18 protein-coding genes are annotated in these 18,404 nt (G+C 39.6%); 10 read left to right on the forward strand and 8 right to left on the reverse strand.

Annotated features, from left to right (window positions below):
* Positions 1-236 precede the first annotated feature (236 nt).
* Together HW120_RS08930 and HW120_RS08935 are read right to left on the reverse strand one after the other, a co-directional pair.
* Positions 237-1,462, reverse strand: a protein-coding gene (locus HW120_RS08930) for an IS3 family transposase (RefSeq protein WP_394353016.1) whose coding sequence is annotated in 2 segments (ribosomal slippage) — positions 237-1,114 and positions 1,114-1,462 — 1,227 coding nt in all. Because the reading frame shifts where the segments join, the coding sequence is not laid out codon by codon here.
* 104 nt (positions 1,463-1,566) lie between these two features.
* Positions 1,567-1,761, reverse strand: coding sequence for a cold-shock protein (locus HW120_RS08935; RefSeq protein WP_177733326.1), 195 nt, complete (start codon positions 1,759-1,761; stop codon positions 1,567-1,569).
* 230 nt (positions 1,762-1,991) lie between these two features.
* Here HW120_RS08935 and HW120_RS08940 point away from each other — a divergent pair, with 230 nt between their 5' ends.
* A complete protein-coding gene (locus HW120_RS08940; protein WP_177733328.1) occupies positions 1,992-2,714 on the forward strand; it encodes a pseudouridine synthase in 723 nt (240 codons plus the stop codon).
* A 52-nt stretch (positions 2,715-2,766) separates the two neighbouring features.
* On the opposite strand, the gene HW120_RS08945 is transcribed toward HW120_RS08940, so the two are convergent.
* Complete coding sequence (locus tag HW120_RS08945; protein WP_177733329.1) at positions 2,767-2,907, reverse strand: hypothetical protein; 141 nt, start codon at positions 2,905-2,907, stop codon at positions 2,767-2,769.
* A gap of 189 nt (positions 2,908-3,096) precedes the next feature.
* Between HW120_RS08945 and HW120_RS08950 the strand changes: the two genes are divergently transcribed.
* From HW120_RS08950 to HW120_RS08965, 4 genes are all read left to right on the forward strand, one after another.
* Positions 3,097-3,639: a helix-turn-helix domain-containing protein gene (locus HW120_RS08950; protein WP_177733331.1), complete on the forward strand. Its 543-nt coding sequence runs from the start codon at positions 3,097-3,099 to the stop codon at positions 3,637-3,639.
* A gap of 99 nt (positions 3,640-3,738) precedes the next feature.
* Positions 3,739-4,677 carry a hypothetical protein gene (locus tag HW120_RS08955; RefSeq protein WP_177733333.1) on the forward strand — a complete coding sequence of 313 codons (939 nt, stop codon included), beginning with the start codon at positions 3,739-3,741 and terminating at the stop codon, positions 4,675-4,677.
* A gap of 301 nt (positions 4,678-4,978) precedes the next feature.
* Positions 4,979-5,794, forward strand: coding sequence for an alpha/beta hydrolase (locus HW120_RS08960; protein ID WP_394353017.1), 816 nt, complete (start codon positions 4,979-4,981; stop codon positions 5,792-5,794).
* 176 nt (positions 5,795-5,970) lie between these two features.
* Positions 5,971-7,611: a patatin-like phospholipase family protein gene (locus HW120_RS08965; protein WP_177733337.1), complete on the forward strand. Its 1,641-nt coding sequence runs from the start codon at positions 5,971-5,973 to the stop codon at positions 7,609-7,611.
* Here the strand turns inward: HW120_RS08965 and HW120_RS08970 are convergent, their stop codons facing one another.
* Positions 7,612-8,613 (reverse strand): alpha/beta hydrolase, encoded by a 1,002-nt coding sequence (locus tag HW120_RS08970; protein WP_177733339.1) that lies wholly within the window; start codon positions 8,611-8,613, stop codon positions 7,612-7,614. It lies immediately after the preceding gene.
* A gap of 214 nt (positions 8,614-8,827) precedes the next feature.
* On the opposite strand from HW120_RS08970, the gene cls reads away from it, so the two are divergent.
* Together cls and HW120_RS08980 are read left to right on the forward strand one after the other, a co-directional pair.
* Positions 8,828-10,324 carry a cardiolipin synthase gene (gene cls, locus HW120_RS08975; protein ID WP_246296968.1) on the forward strand — a complete coding sequence of 499 codons (1,497 nt, stop codon included), beginning with the start codon at positions 8,828-8,830 and terminating at the stop codon, positions 10,322-10,324.
* Between the two features lie 133 nt (positions 10,325-10,457).
* Complete coding sequence (locus tag HW120_RS08980) at positions 10,458-11,207, forward strand: metallophosphoesterase family protein (protein ID WP_177733341.1); 750 nt, start codon at positions 10,458-10,460, stop codon at positions 11,205-11,207.
* A gap of 8 nt (positions 11,208-11,215) precedes the next feature.
* Here HW120_RS08980 and HW120_RS08985 read toward each other — a convergent pair whose 3' ends face one another.
* From HW120_RS08985 to HW120_RS09000, 4 genes are all read right to left on the reverse strand, one after another.
* Positions 11,216-13,213 carry a tetratricopeptide repeat-containing sensor histidine kinase gene (locus tag HW120_RS08985; protein ID WP_177733342.1) on the reverse strand — a complete coding sequence of 666 codons (1,998 nt, stop codon included), beginning with the start codon at positions 13,211-13,213 and terminating at the stop codon, positions 11,216-11,218.
* Between the two features lie 80 nt (positions 13,214-13,293).
* Positions 13,294-13,506: a hypothetical protein gene (locus tag HW120_RS08990; RefSeq protein WP_177733344.1), complete on the reverse strand. Its 213-nt coding sequence runs from the start codon at positions 13,504-13,506 to the stop codon at positions 13,294-13,296.
* 19 nt (positions 13,507-13,525) lie between these two features.
* The gene (locus tag HW120_RS08995; protein WP_177733346.1) at positions 13,526-13,684 is read right to left on the reverse strand and encodes a hypothetical protein; all 159 of its coding nucleotides are present in this window, start codon (positions 13,682-13,684) and stop codon (positions 13,526-13,528) included.
* A gap of 161 nt (positions 13,685-13,845) precedes the next feature.
* The gene (locus HW120_RS09000; protein WP_177733348.1) at positions 13,846-14,559 is read right to left on the reverse strand and encodes a LytR/AlgR family response regulator transcription factor; all 714 of its coding nucleotides are present in this window, start codon (positions 14,557-14,559) and stop codon (positions 13,846-13,848) included.
* Positions 14,560-14,650: 91 nt separating this feature from the next.
* On the opposite strand from HW120_RS09000, the gene HW120_RS09005 reads away from it, so the two are divergent.
* From HW120_RS09005 to HW120_RS09015, 3 genes are all read left to right on the forward strand, one after another.
* Entirely contained in the window at positions 14,651-15,304 is a 654-nt protein-coding gene (locus HW120_RS09005) for a response regulator (RefSeq protein WP_177733351.1), read from the forward strand.
* Positions 15,305-15,626: 322 nt separating this feature from the next.
* Complete coding sequence (locus HW120_RS09010; RefSeq protein WP_177733353.1) at positions 15,627-17,951, forward strand: outer membrane beta-barrel family protein; 2,325 nt, start codon at positions 15,627-15,629, stop codon at positions 17,949-17,951.
* Positions 17,952-18,062: 111 nt separating this feature from the next.
* A complete protein-coding gene (locus HW120_RS09015; protein ID WP_177733355.1) occupies positions 18,063-18,317 on the forward strand; it encodes a hypothetical protein in 255 nt (84 codons plus the stop codon).
* Positions 18,318-18,404 lie beyond the last annotated feature (87 nt).

Genomic DNA, 18,404 nt, shown 5'->3' on the forward strand with positions numbered 1-18,404 from the left:
CGGATTATTTCCAGAAAGGTTTTGTCTTCAGGTGTTTGGTATCCCAGTTTTTTTCATTGCGGAAATAATGCTGCAAAGCGATGCAGGCTTCCGGATGACCGGTAATATAAGCAAGGGGCAAAAAGCAAAAGGCAAGGGGTAAAAGGCAAAGGGCAAAAAGCAAGGGGCAAAGGGCAAGCCGGAGCTATATATGAGTCGTCCTAAAATAGGTTGACAGATTTTAGAATAAAAATATATTAACCAGTCAGGTTTACCTGGCTGGTTTTTTCATGTATAAAATTAGGCGTTTTCATCATTAAACTCAAATGAGGTCTTTTAGCATTATACGTTTCTATCGCTGTTTTTATAAGCTTTCCTAAAGTCTGACCATCTTTGCATTTATAAAACAAGAATTCGTTTTTTAAAATTCCGTTTATTCTTTCAGCTAAAGCATTTTGATAACAATCATATCCGTCAGTCATAGAGGGTGTAATACCGTTTTTAGCTAATACTTCCTGATAAATTTTAGAACAATATTGTAATCCTCTATCGGAGTGATGTATCAGGGGTAATGTTGATTTCCTATTCTGTATAGCCATTTTTAATGCCTGTACCACATTTTCAGAACTCATATCATCACTCAGCTTATACCCCATTATTTTTCTGCTATAAGCATCAGTAACTAAAGACAGATAATGGGTTTTCCGGGATGATTTGACATAAGTGATGTCGCTTACATATACCTGTTCAGGACGTTTAATCTCACACTCTTTCAAAAGATTTTCGTACTTGTGTAGCCAATGTTTAGAATAGGTAGTTTTAGTGTAACTCTTCATTGGTTTAACAAGTAACTTCTCCCTTCTTAGATAACCAAATAAGGCATCACGACCTATCTTTACACCCTGTTGATCAAATTGCTTCGAAAGTAGGTAATATAGTTTACGTGTCCCTATACGTGGCATTTCCAATCGCAAAGAAAGAACCAGATGCTTTACTTTGAGTAACTCAGATTCCCGATCGAGGATTCTTTTTTGTTCCTGATATATAGCTTGCCTACTTATCCCAAACAATCGGCAACTTTTGGACAAACTTATTCCTGCTCCTTCCCGGAGTCGGAAGATGGTTTGGGAGAAAACTTTTTTCGGATCTGGGTTCCGTACTGACTATCAGAAATGTCGATCATCGTATTGAGAATCTTATTTCGAAGTTTCTCACCTGCCAGTTCTTTCTCTAATCGTTTAATAATCTGAGCCGGGGTTTCTTTAGATTTAGACATAAATAACAGATTTGGTTTACTCCAGTCTAAGTTACCATATTTTCGCAGCCAAACCAAAACAGTACTTCTGCCTTGGATACCGTAAACAGTTTGAGCCTGTTTATAGGTCATTTCGCCTTGTTCAACTCGGGAAACTACAGCTAATTTAAAAGCCATATTATAATCCTTTTGAGTACGCTTAACTCGCGTTGTTGTTGTGTCTTTCATAATAAGTCGATTTTGTGTCAACTTATTTCAGGACGGGACAATACTAATAAAAAAACCTCATCGCTTGTATGAGGTTTTTTTTTGTACTGGTGTCCTTTATAAATCTAGTTAATTAGTTTTACATTAGTTGCCGTTGGTCCTTTTTTACCGGTTTCGACTGTGAAGGATACTTTGTCATCTTCTTTAATACGGTCAATTAACCCTGTAGAGTGTACAAAGCATTCTTTATTCTCATCATCGTGTTTGATGAAACCATACCCTTTTTCTTCATTGAAAAATTTTACTGTACCTGTAATCATTGTGCTGTTTTTTAAAAATTATAATGGTAAATCTAAATATAAAAATTAACAAATTGTTACGTATAATTACGGAATTCGACAAAAATCAGAATTTATTTTTTTAGAGTTATTCGGGCATATAATTGGGTGGGACAGCTATTATGGAACGGTTAGCTGTATTTTAATTCATCATGGCTTTTGGGAGGCATTCTGAAAAAAACGCTTACTTTTGAACGGTTTTTTATACGATTATGTTAGAGATTATTTATCAGGACGATTATTTAGTAGCAATCAACAAACCGCACGGGCTTTTGGTGCACCAGTCTCCTATTGCAAGGGATGCTTCCGAATTTGCGATTCAGCTGCTGCGGGATCAGATCGGCAAAAAAGTATATCCTGTTCACAGGATTGACCGTAAAACATCCGGGATATTGCTTTTTGCACTGGATAAGGAAGTAAATAAAAGTCTAACGGAACAGTTAACCTTAAAAACCGTTGAAAAAAAATACTGGGCCATCGTGAGAGGGTTTACTCCGGAGGAATTGCACATCGACTATCCGTTATATAAAGACAACGGTGTGCTACAGGAAGCACAGACTACCATCAAAACGCTGGCACAAACAGTATTGCCCATTCCGTCCGGAAAACACGATACTTCCCGGTATTCCTTTATAGAGGCTTCCCCGTTAACCGGAAGAATGCACCAGATCCGCAAACACCTGGCGCATGTTTTACACCCGATTATCGGCGACCGTCCTCACGGCTGTAACAAGCAAAACAAGATATGGCTTGAAAAATTTGAGATGAATACGATGCTGTTGCATGCTCAAAAACTGGTTTTTACACATCCCGTTACAACTAAAGAAGTGGTGCTTACCGCCCGTCCGCATAAAGAATTTCTAAGATCGGCCGGTATACTGGGTTTTGAAATGGATAAAACCGGTGGGGTTACTGCTGCAGTATCAGAAAATTAATTGCAATTACGCAAAGTTTTCACGACTTTGCGTAGCAGACTACTTAAACCTTTTAATCTTTAGGTTTATGTTTATGAGGTTTTAAAGTAGGATGCTTTGGCTTGTTGTCCGGTGTAACACGCTGTCTTTTATCATCCTTTCCTTCCTCTGTTTTTCTTTTTGGTCCGGGTTTAATTGCTTGGATTGTTTCCATGATACTTGTTTTTATGTACTATTAATATTATTACGCAATGCCAAATAAAAGCAAATAAATCGCTGTGTAATTACGGGAAACCATAATTCAATCATACTAACAAACCTGTGGATTTTCAATATTTTATTTAGTTTTGCTAAGCAACACTACAAGTAGCGGAAAGTTTATAAAAACCGATCTCTATAAAAAATGAAGAATAGGATTAAAATTTTGAGAGAAGAGAGAAATATGACTCAAAATGAACTTGCCGAAAAGTCAGGGCTTTCCCTGCGAACCATCCAGCGGATTGAAGCCGGGAATGCTCTCAAAGGGTTTACCTTAAAAGCGATTGCCCGATCATTGGAAACCGAACCCGAAAAGCTGCTTGCCGGTAGCGATGAAAATACTGGAATTGACAGGGCAAAATTAATTAACCTTTCGGCTTTATCGGGTCTTGTACTGCCATTTGGCGGGGTGATATTGCCTTTGATTTTAACTTACAAAACAAAGGACGCAAAAAATAAAGAACTGGGAAAAAATATCGTCAGTATTCAGATCCTGCTGAGCCTGATTACATCTGTCCTGATGATCGTAAGTCCGTTTGTTCAAAAAGCATTAGGACTAAAATTCCCGTTGTTTATCCTCTTTTTAATTGCATTTCTTTGTCTGAAACTATGGGTAGTCATCAAAAACGGCATCAGTCTGAATCAAAAAAGTGATTTGTGTATCCGGTTGAAAAACAGTTTTTTATAAAAGATGTCATAAAGATGTCATAAAGATGTCATAAAGATGTCGTAATGTTTTTACCGTAAAACTGAATGGTAATGCTGAATCTTGCAAAAAAATAGCAGCATGAAAACATTCAGAAAAATAGCATTGGCTATCGTTATCATTATCGTATTATCCCTATCAGGAGGGTATCTTTATTTTGAAAAAAAGTTTGCACCGCCTGAAAATTACCTGAGTGTTTCCGGGTTTACAAAAAACGTGACAATACGGTGGGTTGCTGCCGACGGGAATCCTTATGCCGCCGTGCTGTTACCCGTTCAGCTCGCCGGGATGGACCAGACATTTTATATGCAATTGGATTCGGGTTCCCCAACGACGGTGTTTTATAAAAAAGCATTGGCATCTTTACCGGCAAAATTCCGGAATCAGCTTCAAGGACATAAGAACCCGAACGAAATTTCAACAGGTTTTAACATTGGGAACATGCAGGTGGCTTCGGATCGTTTTACAGTATTGGATTATGGTAATAAGATTGATATTGAACATCCGGATGCCGATAATATCATCGGAACCATCGGAACCGATTTGTTGGAAAAACGGACAATTGTACTGGATTTTAAAAACAGTTTATGTTCCTTCACAACAGACATCCGGGATGGTGAATTTACCGGACTGGAATTTAAAAAACGCAGGATTATATTTCCGGCGACAATCGGAAATGAAAGCCTGAAATTGCTTTACGATTCGGGAACCAGCGGCTATGAGCTGATTACGAATAAAAAGGAATGGGAAAGCTATAAAACGCCGAATGGAAAAATAAAGACAGAAAAAGGCAATTCCTGGGGGAATATACTAACCGTTAGATCCGCTCCAGCAGCTCTCAAAATAAAAATAGGGAACCGGGAGCTGAAGCTTTCCGAAGTGACCTATATAGAAGGAACATCGGCAATGCAGAACTTTTTAATGAAAAGATCCGGAATGCAGGGAATGACCGGGAATAAACTTTTTATAAACCACAAACTGATTTTAGACTGTAAAAACAAAAAATTTAAAATAGAATAACGGTTTGAATTGTATTTTGTAAAAACAAGTCAGGAATCAAAAGGATATATTCAGTGCTTTTCTTTAGATTTGTTTTATAGCCGGTTTAAAGGCAGCATCCTAAAAAACAAACAAGTACTGCTCTCAAAAAAGGAGTATGAAAAAAAAGAATATTATGCGATTTTTCTTAGTATTGCAGGAATAATAGCGAATATATTTTTTTTCTGTTATGAAAGGAAAAAATACCTGAGAAAGAAAAAGCCACAGGCAATTAGTTTTTTTAGGCATAGTAAAATTAAAAACCGCGATAAACAATAAAAATATGAATATGAAAAATTTATATGGCATTTTGCTGATATGCACTGTACTGACAGGTTGTGGCAATGTTTCACAACAGGATCCTGTTCCGGCTCACGATAGTTTTACGATGCCTTCTAAACAAGTTGGCGAAACAAGAACGATTAATGTCTGGACGCCGGCAACCTATAAGACCGATACGATTTCATTGCCGGTTATGTATATGGCAGATGGTGGTTTAAAGGAAGATTTTCCGCATATAGCCAATACCATTGCGGCACTCGTAGCAGCTAAGGCTATTCCGCCGGTAATTCTGGTAGGGATTGAAAATACGCAGCGGGCAAGAGATCTGACCGGGCCAACCGAAGTAGCAAAAGATAAAGAAATAGCCCCGGTTGTAGGCGGTTCAGAAAAATTCAGAGCCTTTATAAATGATGAATTGTTTCCGGAAATAGACAAACGCTATCGGACTTCCGGTAAAAAAGGAATACTTGGAGAATCGGCATCAGGACTTTTTGTAGTGGAGACATTTTTCCTGAAACCCGAAATGTTTGACTATTATATCGCCTTTGACCCGTCATTGTGGTGGAACAATCATGCTTTGGTAAGGACTTCAAAAGAACATTTGGCTAAGTTCCCGCCAACGGCAAAAAGATTTTGGTTTGCCGGTTCGGATGCCGCGGATATTGCCCCTTATACAAAGGAATTGTCGGATATTTTAAAAAGTGAAAATCCTGCCGGTATAAAATGGAACTATGCAGACGAACCAACAGAAACACACAAAACAATTTTCAGGGCAACAAAAGAAAAAGCGATAAAATGGACGTTGGGCAACAATTAAAAAGCATAATAACAGAATCAGCATTACGTTTTAATACGCTAAAATAGTTTGTCAGATATCAGAATTTGTGTTTTTATTTTAAAAGCGAAACCTTTTAGTTATTATTCTTTCGGAACCCTAAAAAAAGTTTGTTCGTTTTATGCTAAAGAGTAACTTTAGCAGGCTAAAATAAAAATATGAAAAACATTGCGCTTGCTTTTTCAGGTGGCGGCTTTAGAGCGGCAGCCTATAGTTTAGGGTGTCTGTCGTACCTGAACCGTGTACCGTTTGACGGAAAACCCTTATTGCACAATGTGACTTATATTTCTTCGACTTCCGGCGGCAGTATTACAAATTTACTGTACAGCGCTTTTCTGTTTGAGAAAAAACCGTTTGAGGCCTTTTACAAATTCCTTTCCGAAAAATTGGATGGGGATATCCTTTTGGGGGAAGCTGTCAAAACCTTGGGCGACCGGTCGCAATGGAAAGACCGGCCGCAAAAAAGCGTTAACCTGATCAATGCTTTCAGCCTCGTATATGATCAATTGCTGGAAGGAAGAACTTTTGGCTTGTTTTCGCATCCCGATCCGGCCACACATCTGGAAGAGATCTGTATCAATGCAACGGAATTTTCAAACGGTTTGCCGTTTCGCTTTCAGTCGCAAAACCGGACCGAAGGTTTTTCGAACGGGAAGATCGGGAACCGCTATATTTATTTTAAACCAAAGAGCAGGGAAGTGGCTTATAAAATGAAGCTTGCCGATATATTAGCCTGTTCGTCCTGTTTCCCTTCCGGATTTGAACCGATGATTTTTCCGAACGATTTTACCTATGCCGGCATTGATACAGCAAGTCTGGAAGATGCCATCACCTATAAAGAAAACGAATATACCCTTGACGACTACAATAGTGCCGACTTTTTTAAGAATAAAAATTTTGAAAAAAAGCAGTTTGGCATTATGGATGGCGGTATTACCGATAACCAGGGAATCGGATCCTTTTTAAAAGCCGACCAGCGGAGAAGTAAAGAGAAAAAATTTGACCTGTTTATCAGTTGCGACGTCAGCAGCTATTTAATGGACGCCTATACCTTACCGGTGTATACCCGCCGATGGTATAACGATTTCACGCTGCAAAAACTGGGGTATTGGGTTTTAGGGATTGGTTCCGTTTTACCGCTCATGCTGCTGTTTCTGGATGACTGGAAGCCCTGGCACTATGTGGTGGGAACCTTAACCGGAATTTTTAGTGTGGTGGTATTGGGATATGGCTTCTCCTTTCTGGTAAAAGCCGTTTCCGATGAAAAAGAAAGCTCCGGCTCCTGGAACACCGTTTTTAGAAAATATAAAAGTGTCTTTTTCCGGCTGCGGTTTGATATCCTGAAACAAATGGTATTGTCACGGGCAAAATCAGTATTCATCCTGGCGAATGATGTCTACCTGAAACAGATCCGGAGAATGTACTATGAAGGACTTTTTTCCAATAAAAAATACAGAAGCAAAGTAATTCAGAATACAATTTATGATCTGAGCAGTGCCAAATTTCCACCGGAAGCCAAATCCAGTGATTCGCTGCATCCCTCTCCAAAAATGATAGCGGTAGCCGAAAAAGCCCGTACCATGAGCACTACCTTATGGTTTGATAAAAAACATCAGGCAGAAAAACGAAAAGAATGTATTATTGCTACCGGGCAGTTCACCACCTGCTATAACCTGCTGCACTATATAAAAGAGATGGATATAACTTTAAAAACGGATGCTGTATTACAGCTGGAGCGCACTTTGCTGCAGGATTATGAAGCTTTTAAAGAAAACCCTTTCTGGCTGATGGAAGCCTGATCAGGGCTGTTCGTTAATAAACGCCGCCGTACGTTCCAATGCCAGCTTACCGGCTTCCGTGTCCAGATCAAACTGGTATTCGTGCGGCAGCTTCGGTGTGTAAGTTTTTGGAAAGAACAGACTGTCTACCGTTACGCCAAGCCGGCCAAGATGCTGGGCGAGTACCTGCGACTGCAATAGCAGACTGTCGCCGTTTCCGGCAGAAATAAATGTCGCCGGGAAATCTTTGGTTACATAACGGTTCACGGAGGCCAGTGCAAAATCGGGATGGGTAGTAAAATCTTTAGTACCGCAGTAGGCCCATAAAATCGATTTTGCCAGTCCGTTAAACCCGGTTTCTATATCAATTTTACCAAGATCATAAGGACCACAATACAACAATACGCCGGTTAAAGCTTTTTGGGCGATAGCCGGTTTTATTCCCATACCCGCAGCATATGCCGGTGAGGTACAGATTGCCGCCAGCTGGGCAGTGATATGTGCACCGGCAGAATCACCGGCGAGTACCATTCGGTTGGGAGTAATGTGCAGCTGCCGGCTGTTTTGAAGCAGGTAGCCTAAAGCAGTATTGAGCTGTTTTACCGGTGTGGGATAATGAGCAGCCGGAGCTAAGGCATAATCGATCGCAACGACCGTAAACCCTTTTGAAGCCAGAATCTTACAGTAATTGGCAAGCTGTTCCTTATTCCCGGATAACCATCCGCCGCCATGTGTCCAGACAATGGTGGCCGATGACGAAGCTGCCGCCGGATAGTAAACATCCAGCCGGGCATCACTGTCCGCAGCATCATATTGCCGGTTGTATAAAGCGGTAATACCGGCAGGGACATATTTTTCGAGGTTTCCGGACTTTTTTTCGGCTCCGGCATCAAAAGCATAACGGAGTACCAAAGCTGTCGGCCAGGGACTGACTTTATAAGCGGTATAGCCTATGATTCCGAGTAGCAGCAGCGTACTGAGTAAGCGGAACAGCAATTTTTTAAGATGGAATCCCTTTTTCATAACAGCAGGAATTTAAAGTCTGGCGAATGTTATTATCCGGTAGCCGTTTTCAATTAATTGATCTTTCAAAACACTTTTACGGACGACATTATATTGGATTCTAGCGGCTTAGGGCTTCTTTTTAATCAGGAAAGAAAAGCTCCTGTCAAATATAAACAATTCTGTTTTTCCTGTTAAAATTTGTGGCTCTAAATAAAAGGAACTACATTTAATAGTGAATTTTAGAGAATCTCAAATGAGTATCGATTTCTGGACGACACATTGGAGTAGCCTGCTGCTGGCAATTTACTATTTAATAGTATTTGCCGTTTGCTGTATCGTGATCTATAATACCAAGTCGCCGGCAAAAGCATCGGCCTACCTGTTATTGGTGACCTTTTTACCGGTAGCCGGAATTTTTGTGTATTTCTCTTTCGGATTTAACTACCGCAAACGCGAGATCTATTCCAAAAAAATAATCAGGGATGACAACCTGCTTCATCAGGTTATCCGGGCGATTAATGATAATTCCATAAAGATTCTGAATGAGAATAGTACGGTTTTCGGCAATTTCGACAGGGTTGCCAGGATGATCCTGAAAAATGAAAACAGCCTGGTATCCGACAATAACAAGATTGACCTGCTGATTAACGGAGAACAGAAATTTCCACGGCTGAAAGAAGATTTGCAGCAGGCAAAACACAACATCCACCTGGAATATTACATTTATGAAGATGATATTATCGGAAATGAGATTGCGGCCATTTTAATCCAAAAGGCGGCCGAAGGTGTAAATGTCCGTTTTGTATATGATGCTTTCGGAAGTTCCGGAATTAAAAAATTAGCCGGGCGCCTGCGGGCAAACGGTGTAGAGGTATATCCGTTTTATAAGATCATTTTTTCACTGCTGGCCAATCGGGTCAATAACCGGAACCACCGGAAAATTGTGGTTATTGACGGCCGGATCGGTTATGTGGGTGGTATCAATATCAGTGATAAATACAGCAACGAAAGACGTCTTGAAAATGATCTTTACTGGCGGGATATGAGCATCCGGATTGAAGGAACGGGTGTTTACAACCTGCAATATACTTTCCTGAGCGACTGGAATTTTGCTTCGGGACAATCCTTACAACCGGAAGAAGCGTTTTTTCCGGCGGGTTTAAACCGGGAAAATTTCGGGGATAAGATTGTTCAGACCGTTGTGAGCGGAGCCGATTCTAAAATACCATCCATCATGTTGTCGATGGCGCAGTGTATCGCCATTTCCAGGAAAGAAGTGTTTTTAACCTCGCCCTATTTTATTCCGGATGAAACGATACTGAATGCGATAAAAGTTGCCAGCCTTAGCGGTGTGGATGTCAAAGTACTGGTTCCCGGAATTTCCGACTCCCGTATTGTCAATGCGGCTTCCAGTTCCTACTATAAAGAACTGCTGGAATCGGGTGTGGAAGTGTACCGCTATCAAAAAGGATTTGTACATGCCAAAACGATGGTTTGCGACAGTCAGCTGAGTATGGTGGGCTCTGCCAATATGGATTTCAGAAGCTTTGATCTGAATTTTGAAGCCAATGCCATTATTTACGATCCGGAACTCTCTGGAGTACTGCGGGAACAGTTTTTAAAGGATCTGGAAGATGCCGAGAAAATCGATCCTTACCAATGGCGCAGGCGCTCCAAAATGGAAAAGTTTAAAGAGCGGCTGGTACGATTGGCAGCACCTTTAATGTAAAAAATTGCGGTATCGTTTTTTAGCTGTTAAAAAAAGGGAAGATTAACAGTGTTACTATTAATAAAAGATAAGGCGCATGACAAACAATAGTAATTGCTTAAATTTGTGTATATAGAATTATACCCCGAATCCTATGAGTCTGATAGCTGTTTTTAGCGATGTTCACGGCAATCTGCCGGCACTTCGAACGGTAATGAATGATATTGAAAGCCGGAAACCGGACCAGGTATATTGCCTGGGTGATCTGGTTGATTTTGCACCATGGACAAATGAAGTGATTGCGCTGTTGAGAAATTCGCACATTCCCTGTATTATGGGAAATCACGACGAGCGCATTGCCTTTAATTATGATGTTATCCCGCTCAGTAAACACAGTGAAGCGGAAACCATGGCAAGAATTCAGGCTATTGATTATACCCGCAAAACGATTACACCGGAAAACAAACTGTTTTTAGGGAAACTGCCCCGTAAAATAAGACTCACCTATACTCAGCAAGGAGTCGAAAAAGACATACTGCTGGTACATGGCAGTACCAGAAGCAACGAAGAATACATTTATGAAAACCACAGCGAAGCGGACCTGTATGAAATGATGCAGCAGGAAAAAGCAGCAGTGCTAATCATGGGACATACCCATTTATCCTATATCCGCAAGATTCAGCTGGAAAACGGACAACCGGAAAAGCTGGTGCTGAATTGCGGTTCTGTGGGACGTTCCAAAGAAGGCGAATCACAGGCAACTTATTTGCTGCTGCACATTGACGAGCAGACCACAACGGCAGAACTGGTCAAATTAGCCTATCCGGTAGAAGAAACTGCCGAAGGCATTATGGCCAGTGATATTCCGGAGTTTTATGCCAATTACCTGCTGTATCAGAAATAAAACGGTTGTTAAAACCGGATTTCAATAGTTGTTCCTTCTTTTATTTTTGAAACAATATTGATGGTTCCGTTTATGGCTTTCACTCTTTCGGTTATATTTTTTAAGCCCAGCCCCAGCTTTATTTTCAGCGGGTTAAATCCCTGTCCGTTGTCCCATATTCGTATAGTGGTATAGTCGCCGGTTTTCAGTACAGAGACAAAACATTTTTCTGCCCGGGCATATTTATTGACATTTTGTATCGCCTCCTGTACAATCCTGTAAATATTAATCTTGCATTCGATGGTAATGGAAGACCAATCAATGTATTTATCTATAATAGTGTCAAATTTTGTATTGAAATTATTCTGTTGCCCGTTAACCAAGCGGGTAAGGATTTCGGGAAGATTCCGGTCGTCAATAAGCGGGTCATCCATTAAATTGTGGGATATTTTCCGGATTTCGGTTTCCGTTTTTTCCAGCTCCCGGATGAGCTCCGTTTTTTTACTTTCCGGCTCGGCTTGTAACTGTATCAGGTTAAAACGTGTTGTGAATACGCTGTTAATGATCCCGTCATGTAGTTCCATAGCGATACGGTTCCGCTCTTCTTTACGGGCTTTTTCCGTTTCGGCCTGCTGCGCAAAGAACAACCGGTAGATTTTTTCATTGGCCGTTTGCTGTTCCTGAAAATAATTCAATTCCTTATTTTTCATTTTTAAACGGTATATCACCAATAAGGAACCCAGGAAGAAAAAAAGCACACATGATCCAATGATAATCTTGGTGTTCTTGTCGGACAGTATTCTGTTTTCCTCTTCCACCTGTTTGGTTTCATAAGCAATCCGGGCAAAGGTGTTTTTGATCTCCCTTTCCGATTTTTTAATACTGTCATTGAATTTTATAAATCTATTGGAATAGTAAGCATTGTTTTTAGTGTCGTTTTTGATCAGTAATTTTAAAGTGGTCAACACGTCATAATTGCTTTGTATAGCGGTGGCAAGCTTATAACTTTCTTTTAAGTACTGCAAGGCTTTCAGGGTGTCTTCCTGCGCTAAAAAATATTCTCCTATTGTAATCTTTGAAGCCACTATTCCGGGTTTAATATCCAGATCTTCTCTTATTTTCAGCGATTCAAACAGTTCTTCCTTTACATTTTTATACCCGTTGCTTTTCATTTTGGCATGTGCGGAATTATTGAGCAGCATAGCATATAGTTTAGGGTATTCTTCTTTTAAGGCTTTGGTTTTTAAACCGATATCATACAGGTCAATTGCTTTTTCCGTTTCGCCGGTTTTTTCATAAACACCGGCCATATTGTTATAAAGGGCTATCCGGGATTTAATAAGCCTGTTTTTCGGGTAACCTTTTAGCTCCAGTTTATTGAGCGTTTCCATGGCCAGGCCAAAGTAATCCAGAGCCTTTGTATAGTCGGTTAATCCTTCTAGCGACAGGGCCATCAGGTTGTAACTTTCATATTTCAGCCGGATATTATTGGTTTTGGAGAGCAACCGCAGGGCATTGACGATCTCAATTTCACTTTCCGTAAAATTTCCGGCATCATAGAGAATTCCTGCTTTATAAAGGGACGTTCTGCCGGAGTTTAAAGTATCTCTGATCCGGGCATATATTTTTTCCGATTTGGAATAATAGTAATAGGCACTGTCCAGCTGGGACTTTTCGTCATAATAGTCGCCTATATAATAAAGTGATTTTGCGAGGTGTGTGGAATCGTATTGCTGTGCTGCAAGTTTTTTTAGCTGGAAGGACAGTTTTAAAAAAGACTCCAGTTCGTCTATAGCGTAAAATCTGGAAGCCAGATTAAACTGCAGGTTGCGGTTCACTGAGTCGTTTTCATGGTTTGACAGATAGGTCAGCAGGGCATTATATTGTTTGTTCTTTAAAGAGTTGCTGCCGTCCGTATTCAATAAGGCAATCACTTTGGCACTATTGGAAATAGCCTCTTTTTTACGGGTACAGCCGATTACCAATAATGACGATAAAAATAGAATAAAGTGTATTTTTTTTCTCAAAACGCCTGCTTTAGTAACTCAAAAATAAGCTATAAAACCTACAAATTGTAATAATCTGCAGGTTTTATAACTTAAAAAAATCAGCCTTGCGCTTTGTCTTTGTCCTTATTTCCGTTATCGGTAGCCGATGAATTTGCCTGGGTGGTATTGCCTTCATCCTTAGAAAAAAGGGAAGTATTCGTTTTCGAATCGGTACCGGTGTTTTTTTCAAAAGCTTCCAGACCATCGTCTGAGCAGGAAGAAAAACAGATAACGGTGATAACACAACCGGTGAGTAGTAATAGCTTTTTCATGTTTGTTTTGTTTTAAAGGTTAACCGGCAGGCATGTTTTTGAGTAACCAGCCGGATGCAATTGTTTTATACTCATTAATACTGTTGAGCAGCCATGAGCGTTGTGTAGAAAAAGCAGGGATAGTGCTGTTCCGGGCTATAGTGAATGCTGTTACCGGTATACGGTAAGGTTTCCCCATTTACTATAGCAGGTGTGATTAATCGATTTCACTAAAACAAATTAAAGCGTTAACAAGGAGTTATCCTCGGAGTTTTGACGCTATATAGTGAAACAGGGGATTTTGTGAGGAAAGCATTTGATTTGCGTGGTGTAATTTTTTATTTATTAATAGTATGTTTATTATAAATTCATTTTATTTACAATAATTTCAACGTTGTATTTGTAATGTAGTGAAAAAGGTATTGTTTCGTTATAGTTTAAAAAGCATTTGGATTTGCCGAAATTGATTCTGGAAACATGGAAAATATTGACGATATAACTTTTATGAATCCTCAGGAAGAAAAAAGGCAAACTGCTTTCAAAATGCTTTAATGTTTTATAGGCATTGACGATTTTACCATTGCACATCTGGATGTCTGTGGTATTGTTATCGGCTTTTAAGTAGACAATATCTTTCAGATCAACAAACTGGTAATCGCTGTATGATTTTATACAGATGTTGGAGAAAAGCTGATCCGGAGTTCTTTTTTCGAACTTAAAGAGCATTTTGCCAAACTCCTGTAGGGGGAATGGCTGTAACAGATAATCGGAAAATCCGGACTGAATAGCGGCTAATGTATGTGCAGAAGTCCCGGAAAGGGCAACAAAGTAAGGCATCGTTGCCAGGAATTGGAAAGATTCGGATATGCTAGCGAACAGGGCTTTGTTTTGGTCAGGATTTTCTGGAATTTCAATAAAAACCAAATGGGGTTTAATCGTAATAATATGCTGTAATGTTGTTTGGCTGTCATTGAATATACCGGCACAGATATAATTCGGAAAATAGTTGAAATTTTCCTGTATTTCGGCAGTATAGCGGTTGTCGTCGTCGATAATGATATAGGAAAAACACATAATAAGCGGCTTGAATGAATAAGCAAGCTAAAAAAGAGATCGCTCTTATTGTTGTTTAAAAACTACCATAAATGTTAAATATAATTAAGTGATGAATATTCTTATTGTGGACGATCACCCGATGACCGTAAATGGCTATATCTACTCCCTTCAAAATTTTTGTTTGTCGCAGTCCCTTACGCTCAATATCAGTAAAGCCTATACCTGCGAGGAAGCGTTCCACCTTATAAAGAACGCGAAGCATAATCCTGTAGATATTGCCATTATTGATAAAAGTTTACCGGCTTATGAAGAACAGTCAATTTATTCCGGAAGTGAACTGGCATTGTATATCCGTACCCATTTGCCACACTGTAAGATTATCATGATCACCGCTCATACAGAGGTTATTGTTGTCTATGATATTGTCAAAAAGGTCAGACCGGAAGGCCTGGTTATCAAAAATGATATCACACCGGAAAATCTTCCGGTTATTCTTAACGAAGTAATCCATGACAACCATTACCAGAGCCCGACCGTAAAGAAATGTATTGGCGAACTATGGAAAAAAGACCTGTTGGCAGACGATTATAACCGGCAGATCCTGCTGTACTTATCCAGAGGCTTTAAAATAAAAGAACTGGAAAATGTAATCTGCCTGTCCACCAGTGCCATTCAGAAGCGTATTATCCAGATGAAAAAGGCCTTTGATGTTGCCGAAGACGGCAGTTTGATTAAAGAAGCCTACTCCCAGAAATTCATTTAACCGGCTCAATTTTAACATTTCCGGTTTAAAAACTTCCTCCTTTGTTAAAGGTAGCAGACGAATGTTTCGTTATTGCTGCGGACTTATTATTTTAGATTTAAATAATTGACACTTTATTTGTTAAAAATCAGGTTTAAAATATGGTTTTGTGTCTTTTGTTTGAATTGTTTTCTTGTATTTATTGTTTTTTATTGACGGTTTCCGGTGAAGTTTTCAACGGAGGTAAAATAGAACGTTACAGATGAAGTGCCATAAAATAATATTGATAATCGCCTTATTACTACCCATGATCTTATCTGCCCAGATACTAAATGTATCAGGGATGCTTGCTGATAAAACCGGTAAGCCGTATGAATTGGCAGAAATCGTATTGTATAAAAATGATTCCGTTGCAGTTGCGGTGGAATTTTCGGATGTAAACGGGAAATTCAATATTAAAGTACAGGAAGGGGATTATGCACTGGCTATAAGACAATTCGGAAAAATAATATACAGTAGGGAATTGGTTTTAAATAAAGATACCGATTTAGGAGTTATAAACATTGAAAGCATGCAGCAATTACAGGAAATAATCGTACAGGGTAAGACCAAACTGATCGAAAGAAAAGTGGACAGGCTGGTCTTTAATGTCGAAAATTCCCAGTCGGCTGCCGGCGGGGATGCCATCGATGTTTTGAAAGTCACCCCAAATATTAATGTCCAGAACGATCAGATCAGTATAATTGGCAAAAGTACTTTGGCGGTAATGATCAATGACCGGATAATGCAGTTGTCGGGCGACGACCTGATAAACTTTCTGAAAACCATTCCGGCCGATAACATCAAAAATGTAGAGGTGATAACGACTCCGCCGGCAAAATATGATGCAGAAGGCAACAGCGGACTGATTAATATCAAGCTAAAAAAAACACCGGATAACAGCTGGAATGCCACTGTTTTTGGTGCCTATAAACAAGCGGCTTACGGTACCGGAAGTACCGGCGGAAATTTTAACTATAACAAGGATAAAATGGCATTCGTTTTAAGCACGAATTACACAAAGGGCAGTTACCGCGGAAAAGAAGAAAGCAGCATATATTATCCGGCAAAATTATGGGAAAGCAAAGGCATAGCAAAATATGAAAGTGACTTGTGGAACGGCAGGGCGGGAGTAGACTACCAGTTTACCAAAAAATGGAATATGGGGGTACAGTATATCGGAAGCTTTAACAAACCGGATATTGAAGATGATAACGAAACAAATATCATCGATGCTAATCCCGGAATTCCAAATGGCGTTATAACAACAAAAGGAAAGAATTTAAGAAAGCGGAACCTGAATACACTGAATTGGCATACCAATGTTGACCTGGATACTTTGGGCAGAAAAATCAGTGCCGATTTTGACTATCTGAATTATATTGCCGATAACGATGCCGTATTTCATTCCGATACTTATAATTCGGCACAGGCCGAAGTTCCAAACGGTAGGGTAGCCGCCAATAACCTGATTCATCAGAAGATTAATAACTATTCCGGGCAGGTTAATGTAGAACATCCTTTGCAATGGATGAACCTGAGCTACGGAACAAAACTGTCTTTTTCCAAAACAAGGAACGATGTCGCCTATTTTGATATAACTGGTAGCATCCCTCTTTTTGATACCTCACAAAGTGACCAGTTCGAATACAAAGAAAATACTCAGGCACTGTATGCTTCCGGGAATAAAAAATTTGGCAATAATAAATGGGAAACCCAGTTGGGATTACGAATGGAAAACACCCGGACAGAAGGCTATTCGATCGTACTCAATGAGAAAGTTAAAAAAGAATATACACAGTTTTTTCCAACGGCTTATATAACCTATACCCCGAATGAGCAGCATTCTTTCTCATTGAACTACAGCAAAAGGATAAACAGACCCGGATTTAATGCCCTGAACCCGTTTAAATGGTACTCCAGTCCGTATGCTTATTCGGAAGGAAATCCGTATTTACAGCCTTCTTTCTCCCACAATATTGAGGCAAATTACGGCTACAGGGATCTGCTGCAAACAACCCTGTTTTTTTCCAGAGATACCGATAATTCGGGACAGGTGGTTTTATTAAACGAAAGTGATTATACACAAAGGGTAACCAGACTGAATTATTTCGATAGCTATAGTTTCGGATTTCAGCAGGTTTACATCTTTAAAAAATTCCATTGGCTGGAAAGCCAGAATATGGTGGTCGGATATTTTCAGCATTCCGATTCAAAAATTTATCCGGTTACTCCAAGAAGTAATGAAGGTTTGGGAGGAAGTATCGGGACTTCCAATAATTTCATCTTAAATAAAGATAAAACAATCCGGGCCGGATTCGATTTGCAGTACCAGTTTCCGAACAGATCCGGCGACTTGGTCTATAATTACGGGATTACGCAGCTTAATGTATCGGCACGTTTCTCCTTTTTAGATAAAAAACTGCAACTGACAATAGTGGGGAACAATCTGCTGAAAGCCTATGATTTTAATAATAAGAGTAACCGCAACGGTATAGAAGCTTATTATAAAGGATATTACGATACCCGGTACTGCAGAGTCAGTTTACTATACAAATGGGGAAGCTCAAAAGTAAATGTTGCGGAACGCCAGGTTAGTAATGAAGAAGAAAAAAACAGAACAAACTGATAACGATTATACGGAAACAAAAACAATCATAATAATTACTTGCAAGTTATCCGACTGTTCGGAGAAATAATAGACAGGAAACTATAAATTATAACAACTAAATTTTTTAACATGAAATCAAACCAACTTAAAAAATTTGATGCTACTCAATTCGAGGTGCTTCAAACAAAAGGAGAAGTTCTAAAAGGAGGATTCTCAAATGCATTAAGTACTTCTAATGCCGGTGGTATCAGTGCTAATTCATTTAATGGTTACAAATGTACTGTTACAAACAGCGGTAACTGCGTGAAAGGATGTGGAGGAACTACAACACCTACTACACCTACAACAACGACTACTGTTGCTTCCGGTATCAGCATGGGGTAATCCTTTAGCTATAGACAACTAAGGTACTGTATGGTGCCTTAGTTGTTCTTTGCTTATTGCCATAAAGGCAGCATGCAACAGTCAGGA

The organism is Flavobacterium inviolabile, assembly GCF_013389455.1.
Taxonomy (GTDB): domain Bacteria; phylum Bacteroidota; class Bacteroidia; order Flavobacteriales; family Flavobacteriaceae; genus Flavobacterium; species Flavobacterium inviolabile.